This window comes from Petralouisia sp. (assembly GCF_056822245.1).
This window is the reverse complement of record NZ_JBQIOP010000028.1, coordinates 35,864-53,373: the sequence shown is the minus strand read 5'-3', so window position 1 is coordinate 53,373 and position 17,510 is coordinate 35,864. Positions and strand designations below refer to the sequence as shown.

The 17,510-nt window shown below is 35.1% G+C and carries 23 protein-coding genes; 1 reads left to right on the top strand and 22 read right to left on the bottom strand.

The features are described from left to right. Positions 1-163 precede the first annotated feature (163 nt). From ACTO17_RS12280 to ACTO17_RS12195, 18 genes are all read right to left on the bottom strand, one after another. Positions 164-313: a hypothetical protein gene (locus ACTO17_RS12280; protein ID WP_172538635.1), complete on the bottom strand. Its 150-nt coding sequence runs from the start codon at positions 311-313 to the stop codon at positions 164-166. A gap of 17 nt (positions 314-330) precedes the next feature. After that, a complete protein-coding gene (locus tag ACTO17_RS12275) occupies positions 331-471 on the bottom strand; it encodes a hypothetical protein (RefSeq protein ID WP_172538636.1) in 141 nt (46 codons plus the stop codon). Positions 472-503: 32 nt separating this feature from the next. Then, positions 504-647, bottom strand: coding sequence for a hypothetical protein (locus ACTO17_RS12270; RefSeq protein WP_482558125.1), 144 nt, complete (start codon positions 645-647; stop codon positions 504-506). A gap of 84 nt (positions 648-731) precedes the next feature. Continuing rightward, positions 732-1,997: a radical SAM protein gene (locus tag ACTO17_RS12265; RefSeq protein WP_482558124.1), complete on the bottom strand. Its 1,266-nt coding sequence runs from the start codon at positions 1,995-1,997 to the stop codon at positions 732-734. Continuing rightward, positions 1,987-3,093, bottom strand: coding sequence for a radical SAM/SPASM domain-containing protein (locus tag ACTO17_RS12260; protein WP_118331601.1), 1,107 nt, complete (start codon positions 3,091-3,093; stop codon positions 1,987-1,989). The genes ACTO17_RS12265 and ACTO17_RS12260 overlap by 11 nt, the downstream gene beginning before the upstream one ends. An 11-nt stretch (positions 3,094-3,104) precedes the next feature. Then, positions 3,105-4,106 carry a S8 family serine peptidase gene (locus ACTO17_RS12255; RefSeq protein WP_482558123.1) on the bottom strand — a complete coding sequence of 334 codons (1,002 nt, stop codon included), beginning with the start codon at positions 4,104-4,106 and terminating at the stop codon, positions 3,105-3,107. Continuing rightward, positions 4,103-5,785 (bottom strand): ABC transporter ATP-binding protein, encoded by a 1,683-nt coding sequence (locus tag ACTO17_RS12250; RefSeq protein WP_482558122.1) that lies wholly within the window; start codon positions 5,783-5,785, stop codon positions 4,103-4,105. The genes ACTO17_RS12255 and ACTO17_RS12250 overlap by 4 nt, the downstream gene beginning before the upstream one ends. Further along, the gene (locus tag ACTO17_RS12245; RefSeq protein WP_482558121.1) at positions 5,775-6,938 is read right to left on the bottom strand and encodes a radical SAM protein; all 1,164 of its coding nucleotides are present in this window, start codon (positions 6,936-6,938) and stop codon (positions 5,775-5,777) included. Before ACTO17_RS12245 ends, ACTO17_RS12250 begins: the two co-directional genes overlap by 11 nt. A 153-nt stretch (positions 6,939-7,091) precedes the next feature. Beyond that, positions 7,092-7,934 (bottom strand): zinc dependent phospholipase C family protein, encoded by an 843-nt coding sequence (locus tag ACTO17_RS12240; RefSeq protein WP_226824568.1) that lies wholly within the window; start codon positions 7,932-7,934, stop codon positions 7,092-7,094. Positions 7,935-8,074: 140 nt separating this feature from the next. Further along, positions 8,075-9,412, bottom strand: coding sequence for a sensor histidine kinase (locus tag ACTO17_RS12235; RefSeq protein ID WP_114002298.1), 1,338 nt, complete (start codon positions 9,410-9,412; stop codon positions 8,075-8,077). 1 nt (position 9,413) lies between these two features. Then, positions 9,414-10,124 (bottom strand): LytR/AlgR family response regulator transcription factor, encoded by a 711-nt coding sequence (locus ACTO17_RS12230; RefSeq protein ID WP_172538398.1) that lies wholly within the window; start codon positions 10,122-10,124, stop codon positions 9,414-9,416. Further along, complete coding sequence (locus ACTO17_RS12225; protein ID WP_172538399.1) at positions 10,102-10,464, bottom strand: helix-turn-helix domain-containing protein; 363 nt, start codon at positions 10,462-10,464, stop codon at positions 10,102-10,104. The genes ACTO17_RS12230 and ACTO17_RS12225 overlap by 23 nt, the downstream gene beginning before the upstream one ends. Positions 10,465-10,577: 113 nt before the next feature. Further along, positions 10,578-11,633 carry a radical SAM protein gene (locus tag ACTO17_RS12220; protein ID WP_482558120.1) on the bottom strand — a complete coding sequence of 352 codons (1,056 nt, stop codon included), beginning with the start codon at positions 11,631-11,633 and terminating at the stop codon, positions 10,578-10,580. A gap of 65 nt (positions 11,634-11,698) precedes the next feature. Beyond that, positions 11,699-11,854, bottom strand: coding sequence for a hypothetical protein (locus ACTO17_RS12215; protein ID WP_054337519.1), 156 nt, complete (start codon positions 11,852-11,854; stop codon positions 11,699-11,701). Positions 11,855-11,953: 99 nt separating this feature from the next. After that, positions 11,954-12,688 (bottom strand): LytR/AlgR family response regulator transcription factor, encoded by a 735-nt coding sequence (locus ACTO17_RS12210; protein ID WP_114002297.1) that lies wholly within the window; start codon positions 12,686-12,688, stop codon positions 11,954-11,956. Between the two features lies 1 nt (position 12,689). Next, positions 12,690-12,872: a hypothetical protein gene (locus ACTO17_RS12205; protein WP_005342250.1), complete on the bottom strand. Its 183-nt coding sequence runs from the start codon at positions 12,870-12,872 to the stop codon at positions 12,690-12,692. A 182-nt stretch (positions 12,873-13,054) separates the two neighbouring features. After that, positions 13,055-13,243, bottom strand: a complete 189-nt coding sequence (locus tag ACTO17_RS12200; RefSeq protein WP_005342248.1) for a helix-turn-helix domain-containing protein — start codon at positions 13,241-13,243, stop codon at positions 13,055-13,057. Further along, complete coding sequence (locus ACTO17_RS12195; protein WP_119199830.1) at positions 13,240-13,686, bottom strand: sigma-70 RNA polymerase sigma factor region 4 domain-containing protein; 447 nt, start codon at positions 13,684-13,686, stop codon at positions 13,240-13,242. The genes ACTO17_RS12200 and ACTO17_RS12195 overlap by 4 nt, the downstream gene beginning before the upstream one ends. A 395-nt stretch (positions 13,687-14,081) precedes the next feature. Here ACTO17_RS12195 and ACTO17_RS12190 point away from each other — a divergent pair, with 395 nt between their 5' ends. After that, the gene (locus ACTO17_RS12190; RefSeq protein ID WP_118331594.1) at positions 14,082-14,432 is read left to right on the top strand and encodes a helix-turn-helix domain-containing protein; all 351 of its coding nucleotides are present in this window, start codon (positions 14,082-14,084) and stop codon (positions 14,430-14,432) included. Positions 14,433-14,576: 144 nt separating this feature from the next. Here the strand turns inward: ACTO17_RS12190 and ACTO17_RS12185 are convergent, their stop codons facing one another. The 4 genes from ACTO17_RS12185 to ACTO17_RS12170 all read right to left on the bottom strand — a co-directional run bounded on the left by ACTO17_RS12185 (position 14,577) and on the right by ACTO17_RS12170 (position 17,508). Next, on the bottom strand, positions 14,577-14,957 hold the full coding sequence (locus ACTO17_RS12185) for a stage III sporulation protein AF (RefSeq protein WP_243102546.1): 381 nt from the start codon (positions 14,955-14,957) through the stop codon (positions 14,577-14,579). 15 nt (positions 14,958-14,972) lie between these two features. Further along, entirely contained in the window at positions 14,973-15,893 is a 921-nt protein-coding gene (locus tag ACTO17_RS12180) for a ParM/StbA family protein (RefSeq protein WP_138271367.1), read from the bottom strand. A gap of 243 nt (positions 15,894-16,136) precedes the next feature. Continuing rightward, positions 16,137-17,078: a phosphoadenosine phosphosulfate reductase family protein gene (locus ACTO17_RS12175; protein ID WP_256282732.1), complete on the bottom strand. Its 942-nt coding sequence runs from the start codon at positions 17,076-17,078 to the stop codon at positions 16,137-16,139. Positions 17,079-17,088: 10 nt separating this feature from the next. Further along, on the bottom strand, positions 17,089-17,508 hold the full coding sequence (locus ACTO17_RS12170) for a hypothetical protein (protein ID WP_482558119.1): 420 nt from the start codon (positions 17,506-17,508) through the stop codon (positions 17,089-17,091). Between the last annotated feature and the right edge of the window lie 2 nt (positions 17,509-17,510).

The following is a 17,510-nucleotide window of genomic DNA, read 5'->3' as shown; positions in this document are numbered from 1 at the left end:
AAAAAGAGCGAAAGTATAATAAAATCATCTGCCCTTATGAAAGCCTTAAAATACCTTGTTCAGCAAAAGGAGCACTATTTATAATAGTTGTAAAGTGGTGTAATATCAATGAAAGGCTACTCGATTTTATTTTCTCGAATAGCCTTCCATATTTTTCTATGTATTACTTAGTTGTATTTAAAAAAGCGCCGCCACCAATGCAATCATTTTCACATTTCTTACGAACGATATCGCAATCCGGCAATTCATAAATATCAACTTCTTCTTTTAATAACTCTTCGTTTTCAGTTACTTCTATTCTCTTTTCTTCCATGACAATAACCCTCCTTTTTAATAATCCGGATTCAGAAATGATCCACCACCAAAGCAGTCCTTTTTGCAATGATTTTGAATTTCTCCACAATCTGCCTTATATACGTCAATTTCTTCTTTTGATAATTCTTGAGCTTCTCTTTCTTTTAATTCATCCATAAGAATATTATCTCCTTTCTACTTTCCGATACTTACTCCATAGGTGTAACTAGAGCCAACACCCCAAAACAATCCGTTACGCATTCATACCTTGTGTTACCACAATCATTAGTGTAAACACTTACTTCCTCTTTGTTAAGTTCTGAGGATTTTCTTTCTGTATTGAATTCTTCCATAGAACTCACCTCCTTATGTCTATATGTATACACTTTCACATACCTTTTATCTATATTTCTTGTCTAAATTGCTCTTTTTTCTTCCTAGTTGGCTTCTTTCTCCCATTTTCTCTTTACCGCCGACATATACTCAATATAAATTTCTAAATTTTTCTTTCTATTTTCTTTAGAATCATAGTGAAACAATACATAATTTAATACTGCTTTTAAAAAAATACACCGGTAATCATAGGGTTCTTCTGATGCCATACAACGTCCACCACATATATAGCGGTAATCACATTCTTTACATATTTCTTTATGTTCAGCGCAGAACAATCTCTTAATTTCATCTTTTTTCAATAAATTTTCTAATTCCTGTAAAATTTTCTGTGGCTCATCGGACAGTATATTTCCCATTCGAACCTGGTTCTGCTCCATACACTGGCACATGTAAATATCGCCTTCTGGGAAAATTGCCATAACTTTTCCATAACCCCCACAAGAATTTCTTACCTGAATTCTTTGATAAAAGGCTCCCCCTATTTTTTTATTCTCGTATCCCTGTTTCAATATATATTTTGCTATCTTCAGGTTCATATCAAGATGTTCCATATCTGTTAAAATTTCAGAGTTTTCTTTCGCCCTACCCACAGATGAAACAATATTAAAAAGAACATCAATGTCATATTTAGCAGCTATATCAATCAATCTATACAAATCCACTTCATTGGTTTTCTCATAAATAAAACTAAGGACAACTTTTATTCCAGCTTGCTGACACATCTCGATATGATTAATTAGCTGCTGCTCCTTTTCAGGTGTTCCAAACATGTGCATGGTACTGAAATCAATTTCATCTATATATCCTTTGAGTTGTTCTGTTAATTCCTCGGTAATAGCAAGACCATTGCTCTGCAGTGTAATTGGGCAAGTCAAACCATTTCTTAATGCTTTTGCAATTTTCACAATTTGATCTTTAATCAGTGGCTCTCCACCTGTAAGAATCATTTTATGTGGTTTATTTTTCTGAAAGAACGGAATCACCTTATTCTGTATATCCTCCAGCTTAAATTCTTTTTCTGGACGAAGCTTGTCGTTTGCACTGATCGCACAAAAATCACAATTCATATTACATTTCCTGGTTACCATCAAATATACCGTATTGATTTTCTCATGATTATTCTCTATTTCCTTTATAAATTCAGTTTGCTGCTTCCATACAGGGAATAACTTTTCCTGAAACTCTGGTTTATCTAAATTGTCTGCAAATCTTCTACTTACCCCCAGGCAGACTTTTCCTATCGGATCAATTAAAGCCACTTTTTCTCCCTCTGTAATCTTAATAAACTCATTCATTTTACTTTCCATGGCGTAAATATCTCCTTTCATATTCTTGTTTCAGCTTTTCAAGCTGTTTTTCAGTTAAGTTTGTTTGAATCAGATGATACATCCACTTCGTCACTTCACAATTCACTTTTATAGGTTTATATACATTCTGGTGAATTTCATAATTTGCCACCTGACAGCCTCTTGTTTTACAATGTCTAATATATTGACATTCTTTACACATTGCATCCTCTTGATCCTCTAGGTAAATAATCTCTCGAATCCTCGGAACATCCAACCCGGCTTCTACAGAACCGATTTTAAATTCTGGAAGTTCCGCACAAGTATAAATCCCACCATCCGTTGTTACATAGCAAGTTGTCAAACCTGCCTTACATGCGTAAAATGGACATGGAATCAGGAAGGATTTCAGATATTGTTCCCAAAGATTCCAGAAGATTACTTCCTGATTTTTTTGTATATATGCTTTATATAAGCCAAATACCTTCTCTATCTGTTCTCGTAACCTCTGTAGCTGCTCATCACTCCAGGAGCAATAATAATCAATTCCTGATTCTAATTTTTTAATTCCTAAATCAAGCAAAAATTGGAAACTTTCTGCATAATATTGATAGTTATTACTTGTCACAACACTGGCTACAGAAATCTGATTTCCTGTTTCCTGCTCATATTTTCTCAATAACGGAAGATTCTTCATGATTTTTTCAAAACTTCCATTTCCTGCATAGTCTCTCCTGTTCAAATTCTGAACATACTCAGGACCATCTAAACTCACCTTCACCTCAAATGTATTTTCCACAAAAAAGTCAATTACTTCATCCGTAACTAACGTTCCATTTATCGTAGTACTGAACTTGCATATTAAGTTTGTTTCCTGGCATTTTTTCTTCGTATAATCTACCGCATCTTTCATCAGATTAAATGCCATAAGGGGTTCCCCTCCAATAAAGTAAACCATAAGTGTCCGATCATGCTGTTTATTTGCTTCATGCACAGCAATATCGATTATCTTTTGAGCCGTTTCTAAACTCATGTATGTATTTTTCTTCTCGCCCAGATAGCAGTAAGTACAATTCAAATTGCACTTATTTATGATCTCTAATGACAATGTATACATTTTCCTGCCTCCTAAACTGTAAATTGGTTCAAATTTCTATTTGTTTTCTTCTGGAAATCCAATCTTTCCACCATATTAAATAAGGGATATCGCAAAACAATTTCTGTCTCCGGATGTTCCATGGCATATACCCTGATTCTCTCTTTATACTCACATATTTCCTGATAATTGTTGTGATCAATAAATAGCACCGGATACTGTTCTGCTGTTTTTATATTTCTCAATTTTTCCATTCCACTTTCAAAAGTATCACATCTCTCTGTTCTCGTTACTTCCCGTATGAAACGCTGCTCTAAAGGTTCTTCTATACGGTTCGTTAGAAAATAACACTGTTTCTGCTTCAATGTCTGATATGGATAATAGTTATTCAAAGTATTGAAAGTAATCTGTAAAATTGCCTGTTGATACTGTTTCTCATAGTTACTCAAATAGCCTGTTACCACAGCACAGGCAAGGCTATTTCCTGGATGCAGCACCGGTATTCCTAAGTGATATAAAAAGAAAAGCCCACAAGAAAAAATTACATCATTTTTCTTTTCATCATATTGAAGCACTTGTACCGGGTTCTCCATATCCAGGCATCTTACCCCCATTACAAAGGGGAAGGAAGCTGGATAGGTTGCTTTTGCTTTCTGATTGGAATATGCAGCCACAATCAAAATCCCCTTTTCTGTAGCTGCTCTACACACTTCCTCTATTTCTTTGTGATATTTGTACTCATCTCCCATACTCATATTAATTATGTCTACCTGTTCCTCTATCAGTAATTCAATACCTTCTATCATATCCAGAACCGTACTCTTTTTGTTCTTCCTTACAATGGGTAACAGAACAATTTCAGCTTCTGGGTTTTCCTTTAAAATAAAAGAACAGACATATTCCGCATGGGTAAATCCAAAGGTATCTTTACTGTATTCCTGACCTTTCCACTTGCAGTCTATTTTTACAATTTTCTTATCCTGAAAAAAAGGATTATCAAAAGATCCATTGGAATCCAACACACCTATCCTCACTTTTCACTCACCTGCCTTATATGTAGCTTCTCCAAATCCACAATAATATCTGCTTCTCGCAATTCTTCCAGATTGTGCGTAGAAAAAATAATAATTTTCTCCCTTGATAACACATGCAATAATTGATAAAAACGCCCTCTTCGTTTTTCATCAATATTTGCTGTCGCTTCATCAAAAATCAGAATTTGTGAATTTTTCAAAATATTCCTCATAATATCCAAACGCCGCATTTGTCCCTCTGAGAAATTGCACGGATCTATCTTTATCTCGGTATCCCATACCATTTCTAAAGTATGGATTTCATCATACAAATCCAAGCACTTTGCCACTGTATCCATTTCTTCCTCCGAAACAATATGTAGTAATCCCATGTTCCGTCTTACTGTATCATTGAAGAACTGTGTACGCTGCATAACATATCCTGTATTTTCCCAATAGCTGTTAATATCTAATTCCTGCAAATCTGTGTCGTTCACAACTACTTTTCCTTTTGTCGGTTGATACACTCCTGTTATAATTTTGAACAGAGTGCTTTTACCTTGTCCACTTTTTCCATGAACTCCGTAAAGAGTGCCTTTTTCGAACTTCAAATTGAGCCGGTCAAATACCTGCTTATTTGACTCTGGATAAGAAAAGCTCATCTCTTCTAAGGAAATGTTGTTAACTGTTGTTACTTTCTTTCCGTCTCCTTGTTTCTGATCCGGATACTGGAGTAGACCATTGATATCCTTTAAGGAAACTACGGCTGTATGATACTCGTTAGCAAACTGTGCAATTCCAATAATAGGATTCATAATAATTGTCTGGTAGTTCATCAAGGCCATAATGGTACCTATGGTCATATTCCCTTTGAATACTTCTTGTGCACCGACTACCCAAATTATGACTGTTCCTATAAACTGAATCACAAGTATCGTAGATGTATTCAATATATACAACAAGTTCTGGCGATTCGTCTCTTTTTTGTATTTCTGATTTTTTTCAAAGTACATATCATGCACATATTGCCCACATTGAAAGAGTCTTGTAATAAACCAATTATCATAGGTGTTTGTCAGAATATTCGTGATGCTGTTATATCCTTCCAATACTTGACCACTGGTTTCCTGTATCAATTTCCCCAGGATTCTACTAATAAAAGGAACACTGACAAGTAAGATAATATTGGATACGGCAATTCCCTTATGGATAGAAAACATATATGGAGGAACAACCACCAGGATAACAATATTGGAAACCAATGTGATAATACTTGTAATTCCACATTGTTTCACTGCTGAAACATCTTTATCTACTTTCAGCAAAATGTCACTTAGCTTTATCTTCTCAAAAAAATTCACGCTTACTGTTGATAATTTATCTTCTACCTTTTGTCGCATATCTGCAGCTATCTCTTCCGATATGACAGCCACAACATAACGCTGTACATAATTCATAAGATAATTCAGTAGCAACATTCCCAAGAACACAGCTAGAAGGAACATAAACGCAGATAAACTGGTACTATGCGGATTCCCCAAATCATCTATCACTTTTCCCTGCAGCTCCGGACGCACCAAAGAAACCCCCGCTGTTAACACAATTATCGCTATCGTTAAAATGTAGGAAGGTAGTAGCTTTTTCCTAAAAGCATACTCTTTTAAAAATCCAAGGTATGGGCGGCTTTGTTTACCTTTCATCACTTAACCTCTTGGCAATCTTCTCTCCGAACTCACTGAATTTTAAATCTTCCTCCTGGATATAGTCTATATACACTCCTAATTTTTCTCTAACTATTTCAATCGGCTGCTGTAAATAATATTCAAGAATCTGCACCATTGCCTTATAAAAGATATGTTCAAAAATACACTCTGCATCCGATGGTACATTAATCTTCCCTGTATTGATAAAATTCATATATCCGCATTTCATACCATGACAAAAATCTCGTATTGTGCATCCCTTGCACTTCGGATCGGTTTTATCAAAGTTCGACATTGCTATTAATTTTGCCTTTCTTATATCAACACCTTCCTTGATATTGCCTATACAATATTTTTCATTACTTGTAAGAAATCCGCATGGGTATATCTGACCGTTCGAAAAAATCTTGAAATTTCCAATTCCAGCATCGCACATGCCAAAGCAGTTTCCAAAGTTACACAACATATTAAACATTTTTCCATCAAATTGATCTATAGTAAAAACTCTGCCCGCTGCTGCCTCAGCCAAATAGTACTGCAAAATTTGTCCCACCTGTTTTTCAAATTCTACCTTCAGTTCATCAGATATTTTTAAATATACATCCATAATCATACAAATGTTATCCAAGCCATGCTCATGCAGGTAACAGATGTTTTCGAACATATACGGAATGGTATTTTCTGTGACCGTCATTCTTACAGAAAAATTCAATCCACTATCCTTTACCTTCATGATATTCTCAAAAATTTTGTCATAGCAAGAAACTCCATCTTTCGCAACTCTGTTCAAATCATGTGTTTCCTTATTCCCATCAAAACTAAGGCGTACTGTAAAATGATTTTCTTTCATAAATGCAATGAACCGATCCTCCATCAGAGAACAGTTGGTAGTAATATAATACTTTACTTCCCTTTCCGGATAATTATCTTTGATATAGGCTACTGCCTGGTAAATTAAATCTTTCTTCAGCAAAGGCTCACCGCCTAAAAAATCAATCAAGACTTTCCCCCTATCCCCATAATTCATCATAAACTCCAAAGAGTCCACAAGTGTTTTTTCATTCAACTGATAATGGTTATGGTAGTCTTCATAACAATACTGACATTTAAAATTACAATCTGTTGTCATATATAATGTGAAATTATACATATCTGTCTACTCCTTTCTTGAATATACTAAAAACAATTTTAATCAAATTCTCCTATTTTGCCATATATTTTGATTATTTTGCGTATTTTAGTGTCTAAATGGCATAAAAAACAGGCCTCGATATTCTTAATACCAAGACCTGAAAAACTCTTATTAATAGATTCCAACTTCTTTTCCAAATTTATACATATATTGAGTTACCGTCTGTATAGCATGCTGCACAGATTGTCTGCCTGCACTATCATAGGAACTTTCCTTTTGAGCATCCGCCGCAAGCCCTTTCGCATGTTTTGCTGCGGAATACATCAAATCTCCTGTTGATGTATTTAATGCGGTTGTATATACGGATGAGCCAAACGAATTTCCTGCTATTGTGTAAGATTTACGGTTTTTATCAACATATTTTTCAAAAGCGGAATGATTGCTGTTTACTGCTGTCAAGTTCGATGCATGATGCGGTTCATTTAAGTCTGATACATAATGGGTGCCTTTTCCTAAGTTTGACATAGCCAATTGTACATCTCCTGCACGATACGCATTTACTGCTGCCTGAAAATATGACTCTGCTCTTGTCCTAGCTGTCGGAGATTTTTGACCAAGCCAGTTTTTTCCAGTATCAGGATCATAAAAGTGTCCTGCAAAAGTTCCTGCATCTGTTTCATTTCCAAGTTTATCCGGCCAGTCGGTTGCCTCCATAAGAATAGATGAGTTCAGCTCACCATTGAATGCACTATTTCCTTTATCATTGCTCAGAATTTTAAGTGCGTTTGCAACAATATACTGATGTGTATGATCTACCCCACCAGACGAAAATCTTTCATCTGGATTTGTGCCATGCTCAATCGGAACTCCTTCCCCGTAAAGTTCATCAGAACCATTCGCAATATCCTGCACTTTCGTTGGAAGTTCTGGTTGTTCCGCTGCCATAACTGGCATTGTTCCCAATAAAGCCCCCACTGATACCATGGCAATAAATAGTTTCATTTTTTTTCGCATACCCATGCCTCCTCTTCTTTTTTCTTTATTTTACATCCTGCTTCAAGAAAAAACATATAATTTGTTTAGTTTGCATTTTTTATGCCCTGCCTGGACCAATAAAAATGGCACTTATTTTCCATAAGCACCATCTTGTCACACTATATTTCTATCGGAATAATCACAGAAACAGAAAACATATCATCTAAAACACTAAATGATACTTCTCCTCCATAATCTTTCACCACACTTTTAATATTTTTGACACCAAACCCATGATTTTTCTTATCTTCCTTTGATGTTTCCAGTGTTGCATTTTCTCGCAGATAACGTACTTGTGAATCTCTTAGGCTATTTTCACATAAAATTGACAAGAACCCCTTTACTTTTTTAGCCTTTAACTGTACTAAACACTCTACCATAGGATTTTCTTCTTTCATTAACCGGCATTCTCTTAATGCGTTATCTATTGTATTCGAAATTATGACACATAAATCCTCATTTCTTATCTGTCGAAACTCTGTAAAATCGGCAAACACCTTAAATTCAATTCCCTTTTCGATAGCCTCCAATCGTTTCGTATGAAGCAAATTATCAATAAAAGTATTCCCTGATTTATAGTAACTTTGATACTTATTTAATTTACGTTCAATACCATTAATATACTCTATTTTTTGTTCTGGCTCTATATTTTCTTTCAATGCCTCCAAATGATTTTTTATATCATGGGAAAGCCTGCGGATATTTTCCATATCTTTCGATTGTTTCATATAATAATCATACTGCAAGCTCATCTCACTTATTTGAAGCTTTTTTTCATTTTCGATTTTTTTTACATTTAAGTAGTTCTCCAAAATCACTATGTTACAGACAGTTCCTAAAAACATAACAATAGGAACTATTGATATTGTAATAACTGACCATATGTTTCCAATAATTACCTTTTTATCATTATATAGGTTATCGGTACATACTGCCATAACTATAATATTAAGCAATAACGGGATGAAAATTGTCATCACATTAATGCTTGATAAATGCGGTGGAATTCTTTCTATAATTTTCTTTAATGTCAAACATCCGGCAATAATAACACTTTCTGCAATTACCATCATCACCACTTGGTATATTCCTGGTAATTCAGCTAATACTCTATTTCCACTATATGGATATAGGAAAATACTGCTTAGTAATTGCCCTAATAACGAAATAGATAAGAAAATACTGCCTATCAAAATACAATATTTCATATTCCGTTGAAATAAAAAATGTCCTATAAACATGACAATAATCACAATCGTAATATAATTATAAACGATATGTATGGATACCCCATTCTCCATTACCCGCACCAGAAAAATACTTCCAATACACAAAACATAGGAATACCAATTTTTCTTTCGATACTCTTGATTGTTTTTTCTATCAATTAACAAATATGTAATCAGAAAAATATTAATTATTGAAAAAAGATTCTTTATAATACTCTGTGCATACACACTACACACTTCCTCCCCGTTCTGCCATTTTTTTCATTAGGTTTTGTTTTCTAGAACGTGTAATATAAATTTTAGCTCCGGAATAAAGTGTAATGGTAAGATCATGTAATGATTCAATACAATCGACATTTACAATAATACCATTATGACAACGTACAAAATAGTATTTTTCCAAGCGTTCTTCTAAATCTCTCATTTTAAAATATCCATCTTCCTGATTTCCATTTCGTAGATGAAATAAAACCTTTCGTTTCACGGTTTCAATGTATTCTATATCGGAAAGAAATAGTTTAAAGTATCCTTTCTCATTCTTTACTGCTATGTATTTTTGCTCATATGACTCTAGTTTTCTTAATGCTCTATTCATTTCACAATTAATCTGTACTTGTGTAATTGGTTTTGTAATAAAATTTTGGACATCATACTTATATCCAACCCCTAAAAATTCATTATGAGATGATACATAAAGAATAATTGATTTTTCATCATGTCTGCGGATAATATCCACCAACTCCATGCCATCCATCGCAGGCATCTCTATATCCAAAAAGAAAATTTGAAATTCTTCTTTTAAAGATTCCATTAACTGCAACGGCTTTGTATATTTTTTTATACAAAAGTCCTTACCATTTTTCTCTGCATAAATTTTTAGCATTTTTTCAACTGTATCTACAAAATATTTTTCATCATCACATATCGCTATTTTTATCACTCATATCACCTATCTGCTTCTTCAGCATATTTTCCATCTGTGCTTCATTTAGCCTTCTTCCCATCAACAATAACGTAGCTTTATTTATCTCATCTAACTTTTGAAAAACATCCCATAATTCTTCAATTTGACTTTTACACAAATCACTATTATCTCCATATACCAAAATATCTATTGGTATGTCAAATATATTTGCCAGTTTCACCAATAAGCTACAGGGAATATTTTCAATATCTGCCTTTTCAATCCTGCTGATTGTCTGTTGACTCGTACCTAACTTTTCGCTTAATTCTTTTTGAGAAATCCCCAATTCCTTTCTCTTTCGCCTAATTATATTCATTTTCACCACCACATCAATATAATAAAACACTTACTACCAGTCACTTCATAAGTTGGTATTTATAATAAAAATAGCGTATTTTTACCCATATTTCAAGTTTTATTTTCAAAAAATTATAATTGAGGAGCATATATCTCCCATAGATTCCTCTTTTTCCTTTCAAAATAACACATATCAGGATTATGTTCACCTACTGTTCCACTATATGCCAAACTGTTCATGATGCAATTTTTGCTTTGGCACTTCACAGAAAAGCTGCATTTTGAACACATATTACCTTCTTTTCCTATTTTCCTCAATCTTTTGATACATTCCTTAGACAATCCATTTTCAACATCTCCAATGCACCCACTATCTTCTAAATTTGCCGCACAACCAAAGATTCTCCCATCCACCTTTATATATATTTGAATAAGACCTACACCACAAAATCCTGATTCTCCATTATTTTCTCCGTATTTCTTCAAATCTAAAATTGGTCCCCAAAGAAATGCTTTTCCTGCTTTTTTCCTTTTTAAATAGTAACGTAATACTTTTTCCCATTCATCAGCCAAACCATCCAACTGATCGGTTGTCCATCTATTCATAACATCAATAGAAGAATCCACTATGCTAACATTTAGATTTTCAACTAAATGGCAAACAGATTCAAATGTTTCCCCATAATTATTCTGTGTAACAACATGTGCTGCCTGAATATATTGCTTGGTTCTCTTCTCGTATTCTTTGAAATACATACAGTTTTCAATAATATTAGAATAACTTCCAACACCATCAATCCTCTTTCTGTTTTTATTATGGGTTTCCTCATCTCCATCAATACTTACTTTTAAATGAATTCTATATTTAATCAGCCATGCTAAAATCTCATCATTTAAAATAGTTCCATTTGTCGTGATAGAATATGTCACTAAAATATTTCTTTTTAATGCCTGCCCCTCTATATAATCCACCAAATGCTTTAAAAATGAAAGACTTAAGAGTGCCTCTCCACCTACAAAATCCACCCATAATCTTCGATCTCTATGATTTTCCGCATTTAAAAATGCAATTTCCAATCCTTTGTATGCTATCTGTTCGGACATCTTTTGGTTTGTCTTTCTTCCAAGATAACAATATGTACAACGCAAATTACATATTTGGCTTACTTCTAAAGTAATTGTATACATATACTTTCCTCCAAAAAAGAAACCGCACAGACTATCATATCCGATAGGCTACACGGTTCTTTGTTTTAACTAGCTTCATTAATGTATGCCCCTGGAAATGGCCATGGGCAATCAGTTAAACATCTCTGCGTTCTTTCAGAACATCCGGTATAACTTTCTATTTCTTCCTCTGTTAAATCCAGTTCTTTTACGAACTCTTCTGTTGTTTCAGTATTAACCATGTTTTTTCTCCTTTCTGTTTAGTATATGAGGACTATAATCCATTTTTTTCCATACAACAATATTCTTTGTATAAATCAACATATTTTTGACATAGATTTTCAGTTTTCCCATTTTCCCACATATCTAGCTAATGCTCTCATGAACTCTTCTTTCTTATATTTACTTATTGGAATAGTCTTTAACTTCTGAACTTTATCTTTGATTAACACACTATCTTTCTTAACCCCTTCAACATAATCAAAATTGACCATATAACTATTATGACAGCGAAAAAATTGCTTTTTGCTTAACCGCTTCTCCAGTTCACTCATTCTTTGGCTACTTTGCACATCTCCATGAATTGTATGTAAGATCAACAGCTTGTTTTCTGTTTGTATATAGATTATATCGGAAAGTTGCAGCGTAATCAATCCATCGTGGCATTTCAAAAATAATTTTTCCTCTGCATTCAACAATTTCTTTTTATATATTTTGTTTAAGATATTCTCAACTTTTCTATACAGTAAAGGTTTTGATAAAAAATCTTCTGCCGCAACTTCAAAGCCTTTCCCTGCATTAGTGATTGTATAATAAGAAGTACAAAAAACGATTGAAACATCAGTATCACTCTTCCGAATCTCCTCTGCTGTTTCAAATCCATCCATTTCAGGCATAGACACATCCAAAAATATAACATCAAACTTTCGTTTCTGATAATTCAATAATAACTGACTGCCACTTCCATACGAAGTAATTTTGACTTCTACATGATTTTCATTTCCATATTTTTCGATATAACTCTCCATTTTTTTATTATAGTCAATAATATCATCACATAATGCTACTTTAATCAACTTATTCCCTGCCTTTCTCGTGTGCTAATAATCGCTGGATCAAAATGTTGATGGTTAATTTATTTTCTTCACACAAATTTCTATATTGTTTTAATAATTTCCATTCTTCCTCTGTTACTTTTTCTATTTGCTCCGTACCATTTTCTTTGCACACTATTCCACATTCTTTTTGGTTCATCTCCATCGAAACTTCCTCCTACTATTTTTTACTATATTAGGGGATTTTAGTTTATCCCGTCTAGTATTCTTGTTTCAATTGCGTTTTTTATTGCCTAATTGGCAATTATAATTATGTAATCCATTTACTAAAAATGGTAGAATATGCTAGGGAGGTGTATGGATTATACCGCTACACCTCCTATAATTCTAATCTACATCCCTAAAATACCGTATGCACTTCAACAATTCTGCTGTCAATTCCTGGTACAGATCTTCATCAAAGATTCCATCTACCAAGGCATTTTTAATCAAGAGTGGTCGGTACATTTCAAATATTTCCAGAATAGCATCTTCATCCCCTTGTCTTGCCCGATATAACAATTCTTTAAAATTCATGATTTCTTTCCTCCCATTCTCTTTCGTATTTTGCGGATAGCCCAATAATATGCACCTTTACAGCGTTCTTCCGTCATCTGATTTAAGATGCTCATCTCCTTAAAAGTACGCTCCTCAAAGACATGCTGATAGATAAGCTTTCGTTCTTCCTCCTGCAATGAAAACATGGCTTCCATAAGGTTTATGTCCGTCATCTCGTTCCACTCTGGATATATCCCCTGTGCTTCTTCCATAAGCAGTTGTTCTTTCTGCTCCAGTTCCAGCCTTTCCTCTGGAGAAATATCCGCATCTGTATATTCTTTATCTTCCAGATTTTCCTCTGCAAATAATATTTTCTGCTGCTTTTCCAGATACCGAAGTCTTTTTCCCCTTATAGATGCCAACAAGTAAGCAGTGAAATAATTTCTTGTTTTAGATCCATTATATTTTTGTTCTTCTTTCATTTTCTACCTCCGAAATTTGAAATCAATAAGTTTCCAAATTTCAGAGGTGGAGATCTGCATCTGTGAAAGATATTTTTATTTTGGTAAAAGAAAACGCCGAACCACATTTCTTCTGGCTCGACATCTTTCTTATCCCATGCATCATCCTGCACAGTGACTTCATAGATTAACGCATATACTGCATATAAATAACCCTTTTGGCACCCCTGCAAAAACAAGATTTTTTTGACGAATCACTACACAAATGCCTTGTCTTTCCTTGTAGCATGGATGCTCCTCCTTTGTAGGTTCTCCTGCCCCGCAATCCACATTATATTGCGTATCTTCATGCACTATAATGCGTTTCTCTTACTATCAATCTACGATAAAATAAAACAATAAGTGAGGTGATGCGGATGCTGATGGATACCGTCAAGAAAAAATTAGGCTATATGGTAAGAAGTGAAAGAGAAAGGCGTGGTCTGTCACAAGCAAAACTTGCAGAACAAGCCGGTGTGTCCACCCGAACCATTTCGGATATTGAAACCTGTAATGGCAATCCGGAACTTGCAACTTTAATCCCGATTGCTCAATTTCTGGATATTTCAATTGATGCAGCTGTTCAGGATGAGCGAAAAGAACCAGACACTACTACCTATCAGATTATGAAAGAACTGCAAAACTGCTCTGAAGACGAGCGGCAAATTGCCCTACGCACCTTGCGTGGGCTTCTTTCTGCATTGAAAGAAAAGGATACACTCAATTAAGCTTTTTTCTGACAATATCTGATTTTTGATTATACGGATGAAATCTGTGAGAAACCTGTGCGGAATCTGTGAGGTTCCTGTGAACTGGCATAAATGTGCAACAAAAAAGAAGCACTCAAAAATCCGATGCTTCTTTTTTATTTTCTATCTATTTCTAAATGCACTCATTGCATCTCTAACGCTTTTGGCAACTTCAGGTGCAAGGACAAATTCTGATATCTTCTGTTTCTCTATTACATCTTCCTCTGTTTCTTCTTCCACTTGAACATTCTCCTGTTTTGAAAAATAATTCTGCATTGCTTTTTCCACTTCTTGCTTTACCAATTCCAACATCATAATCTGCAAAGCTTCTTGGTTCAATACAGCCCCTTTTTCTGTACTGCCGCCATCTATATGAGCAACCACTGCTGATGCAATTAAGTCGGCTTTATCCCTTACGGAATTTAAAATCTCTGCCGCACGTACATGTGTCGGCTTTGTTTTATCAAATCCAAGTGTGAATTTATAGGGATTCTTTTTCTCCACATTTATCACACTCCTCTACATAATCTGAAACAGTCTGTCATATCCTTTGGCATTGGCAGAAATATCCTCAATAAAGGTATATTTCCCCAGACGGTCTGATTGTTCCAGGAAATGGCTCAATAGCTTTGCCCCGCCTCCAATAAATACCGTATATGCTGCTTTGGTATCTATACCTCTTTCTCGAATACTGTTCAGCAGATCTTTTACAAAATCCTGCACCATACCTTCTGTCATACGGACTACAGCCTCTTCATAAAACTCTGTGTTTCCCTGAAGGATACTGTCAATATCACTTTCCTCTAACAAAATATCATATTCACTGTTAATCCCTGAAATAATCTTGTTATACATGGTAATCACGCCTTTTTCCATGGAATCACAGGCTTCCATATCCGGATTACCTTTCCGCATCAGAAGATAGTCTGTAGTAAATCCTCCTATATCAATTCCTACTACTTTGGGAATCTGCTGCAGCTTTTCAATCATAGTCATCATAGCCGCATAGTCCTGCGGAAATGCCATTACCTCTCCAATGGTGATATGATATGTACTACCACAGTAATTGATATCATGGATTTTCCCTTGTCTTTTAAAATATGCTTCATACCGTTCACAAAGTTCTGCATAATGCTTGGGTGGCAGCCCAATCGGAAGATCCACCTGAATGACATCCCCTGGTTGAATTTGAGGGTTTTCCTCCAGCTCTTTTACGATTGCAAATAGAGTAAGGATAAAAAACCGATCATCCTGCGTTTTATCTCTTTGATAAGGAATCCTATTTTCACTCAGCACATAATACTTTCCCTCATAGAACAGGAACTTTTCCCCTCTGGCAGGCTTTTTATCCTGAATGGTAAGCCCTGTCGTAAATACCTGGGAACAGGTTTTCATATTTCTATTGCCATGGTCTACCGCAATCCGAACTTTTTTTATCATAAAATCATCTCTCCTTTTTTCTTTATACTTCTCTTGTACGCAGAGCTTCCGTACAAAGCAACTTTTTTTCAAAAAAATATCCTGTCTGCAGCATTTTGCTACAGACAGGTGCTTTCTTTTCCTATGCAATTCTATCTTCATCAAAATTCAGGCACATCTGACCAACGGATTCCCAAGTTTCATACGGTATCTCCATGTATCGCAGCACATCCTTTAATCCCAGCCCACCTTTCTCCACCGCTTTCATACAAAAGCATAGCACTTTGGATGGGTTAGCATCATTCTCTGAAAGCGGTTGGGTTCTTCTTCCTGATTAACACCAAAACAACAGTACATACAGCCAGTTCTTTGTTCTCCCGTAAGCTGATAATATCCCTGTAGGTTTCTTTTGACCTCCTTATATACACTACAAATTTCAAATGGATATGAAGTTCCACCTTTTACCGGAATTTGTTTTCCTAGGTGTTCATAGACAAAGCGAAATATATCTTGCTTTGTCCATGGTCCAAGCGGTTGGCTTTTAACCATGGAATCTGTATATACATTGCAGCCTGTTTTCTCATACTGATGAGCCCTGCGAAAGGACTCGTCCTGGGTAATTCCAATAAAAGGAACCCTTCCTTTTTCTTTCACATATTGCCTGAATGGTTTCTTCTTCATAATATCACAGCAACGTTCAGAAATTTCAAATGGAGCATCTATGTATCTCTGCCATTTCTTAGGCAACATACCAAATTTTCCTCTTTCGTCACCATTTAATAGATAATTACGGTAACGTTCTGATAAATTTCCATGTCGCAATTTTCTTATTTTAGCAGCATTTTCTTTGCTGATTACAGGATAACCTTCATCCAATATAACCTGCCGGAAATTCTTTTTCGGACGTATTTCTTCAAATGCCCCATATAATGCTGCTTTTCTGGCAAATGAAACAATTTCCGGATATTCTAGCCCTGTATTACAAAATACTGCCGGCACTTCCTTTCCCAAAGTCATCCGAATTAAAGCCAGCAAAACAGTAGAATCTAAGCCTCCACTGAAACTTAAATATACCTGTCCTTCCCAAAACTCATTCCATTCTTCAATGCGGCGTATTGCCAGTTTTACCTTTTCTTCATAAGGCAGATTTTTCCGCTGGGCAAACGCCCAATCCTGATATTTTAAATCTTTCTTTTGTATGTACATATTCCTTCTCCTATAAAAAATTAATCTGTTCTGCCTTTTGAGGCAAAATCTTTTTAAACAGTTCCATATAGCGTTCGTATCCGGCTGTAATCAATGGACCACGAAGTGATGTTTCTGACCAAAGTAGCAGTTCTTCTTCCTCTGAATAATACGGAATATTACTAACTGTAAATTTCCCGCCAAAATAATGGGGTGTACTGACTTTCAAAAAATCCTGCATATCCTGCTTTGTCGATACCAGTGGCAAACCTTCCATTTTTCGCACAAAAAAAGCCTCTACCACATCGGGTAAGAAGCCTTTCTTTAAATAAGCATTTGCTCTGCCAAATATTTGGGTTAAACACTCCAGCCGTACTTCTCTTTCTTTTTCGCTGCAAGTTGTATCCAGCACAACCTCTGCCAATACCTTTGCATATTCAAAATCTAACATCT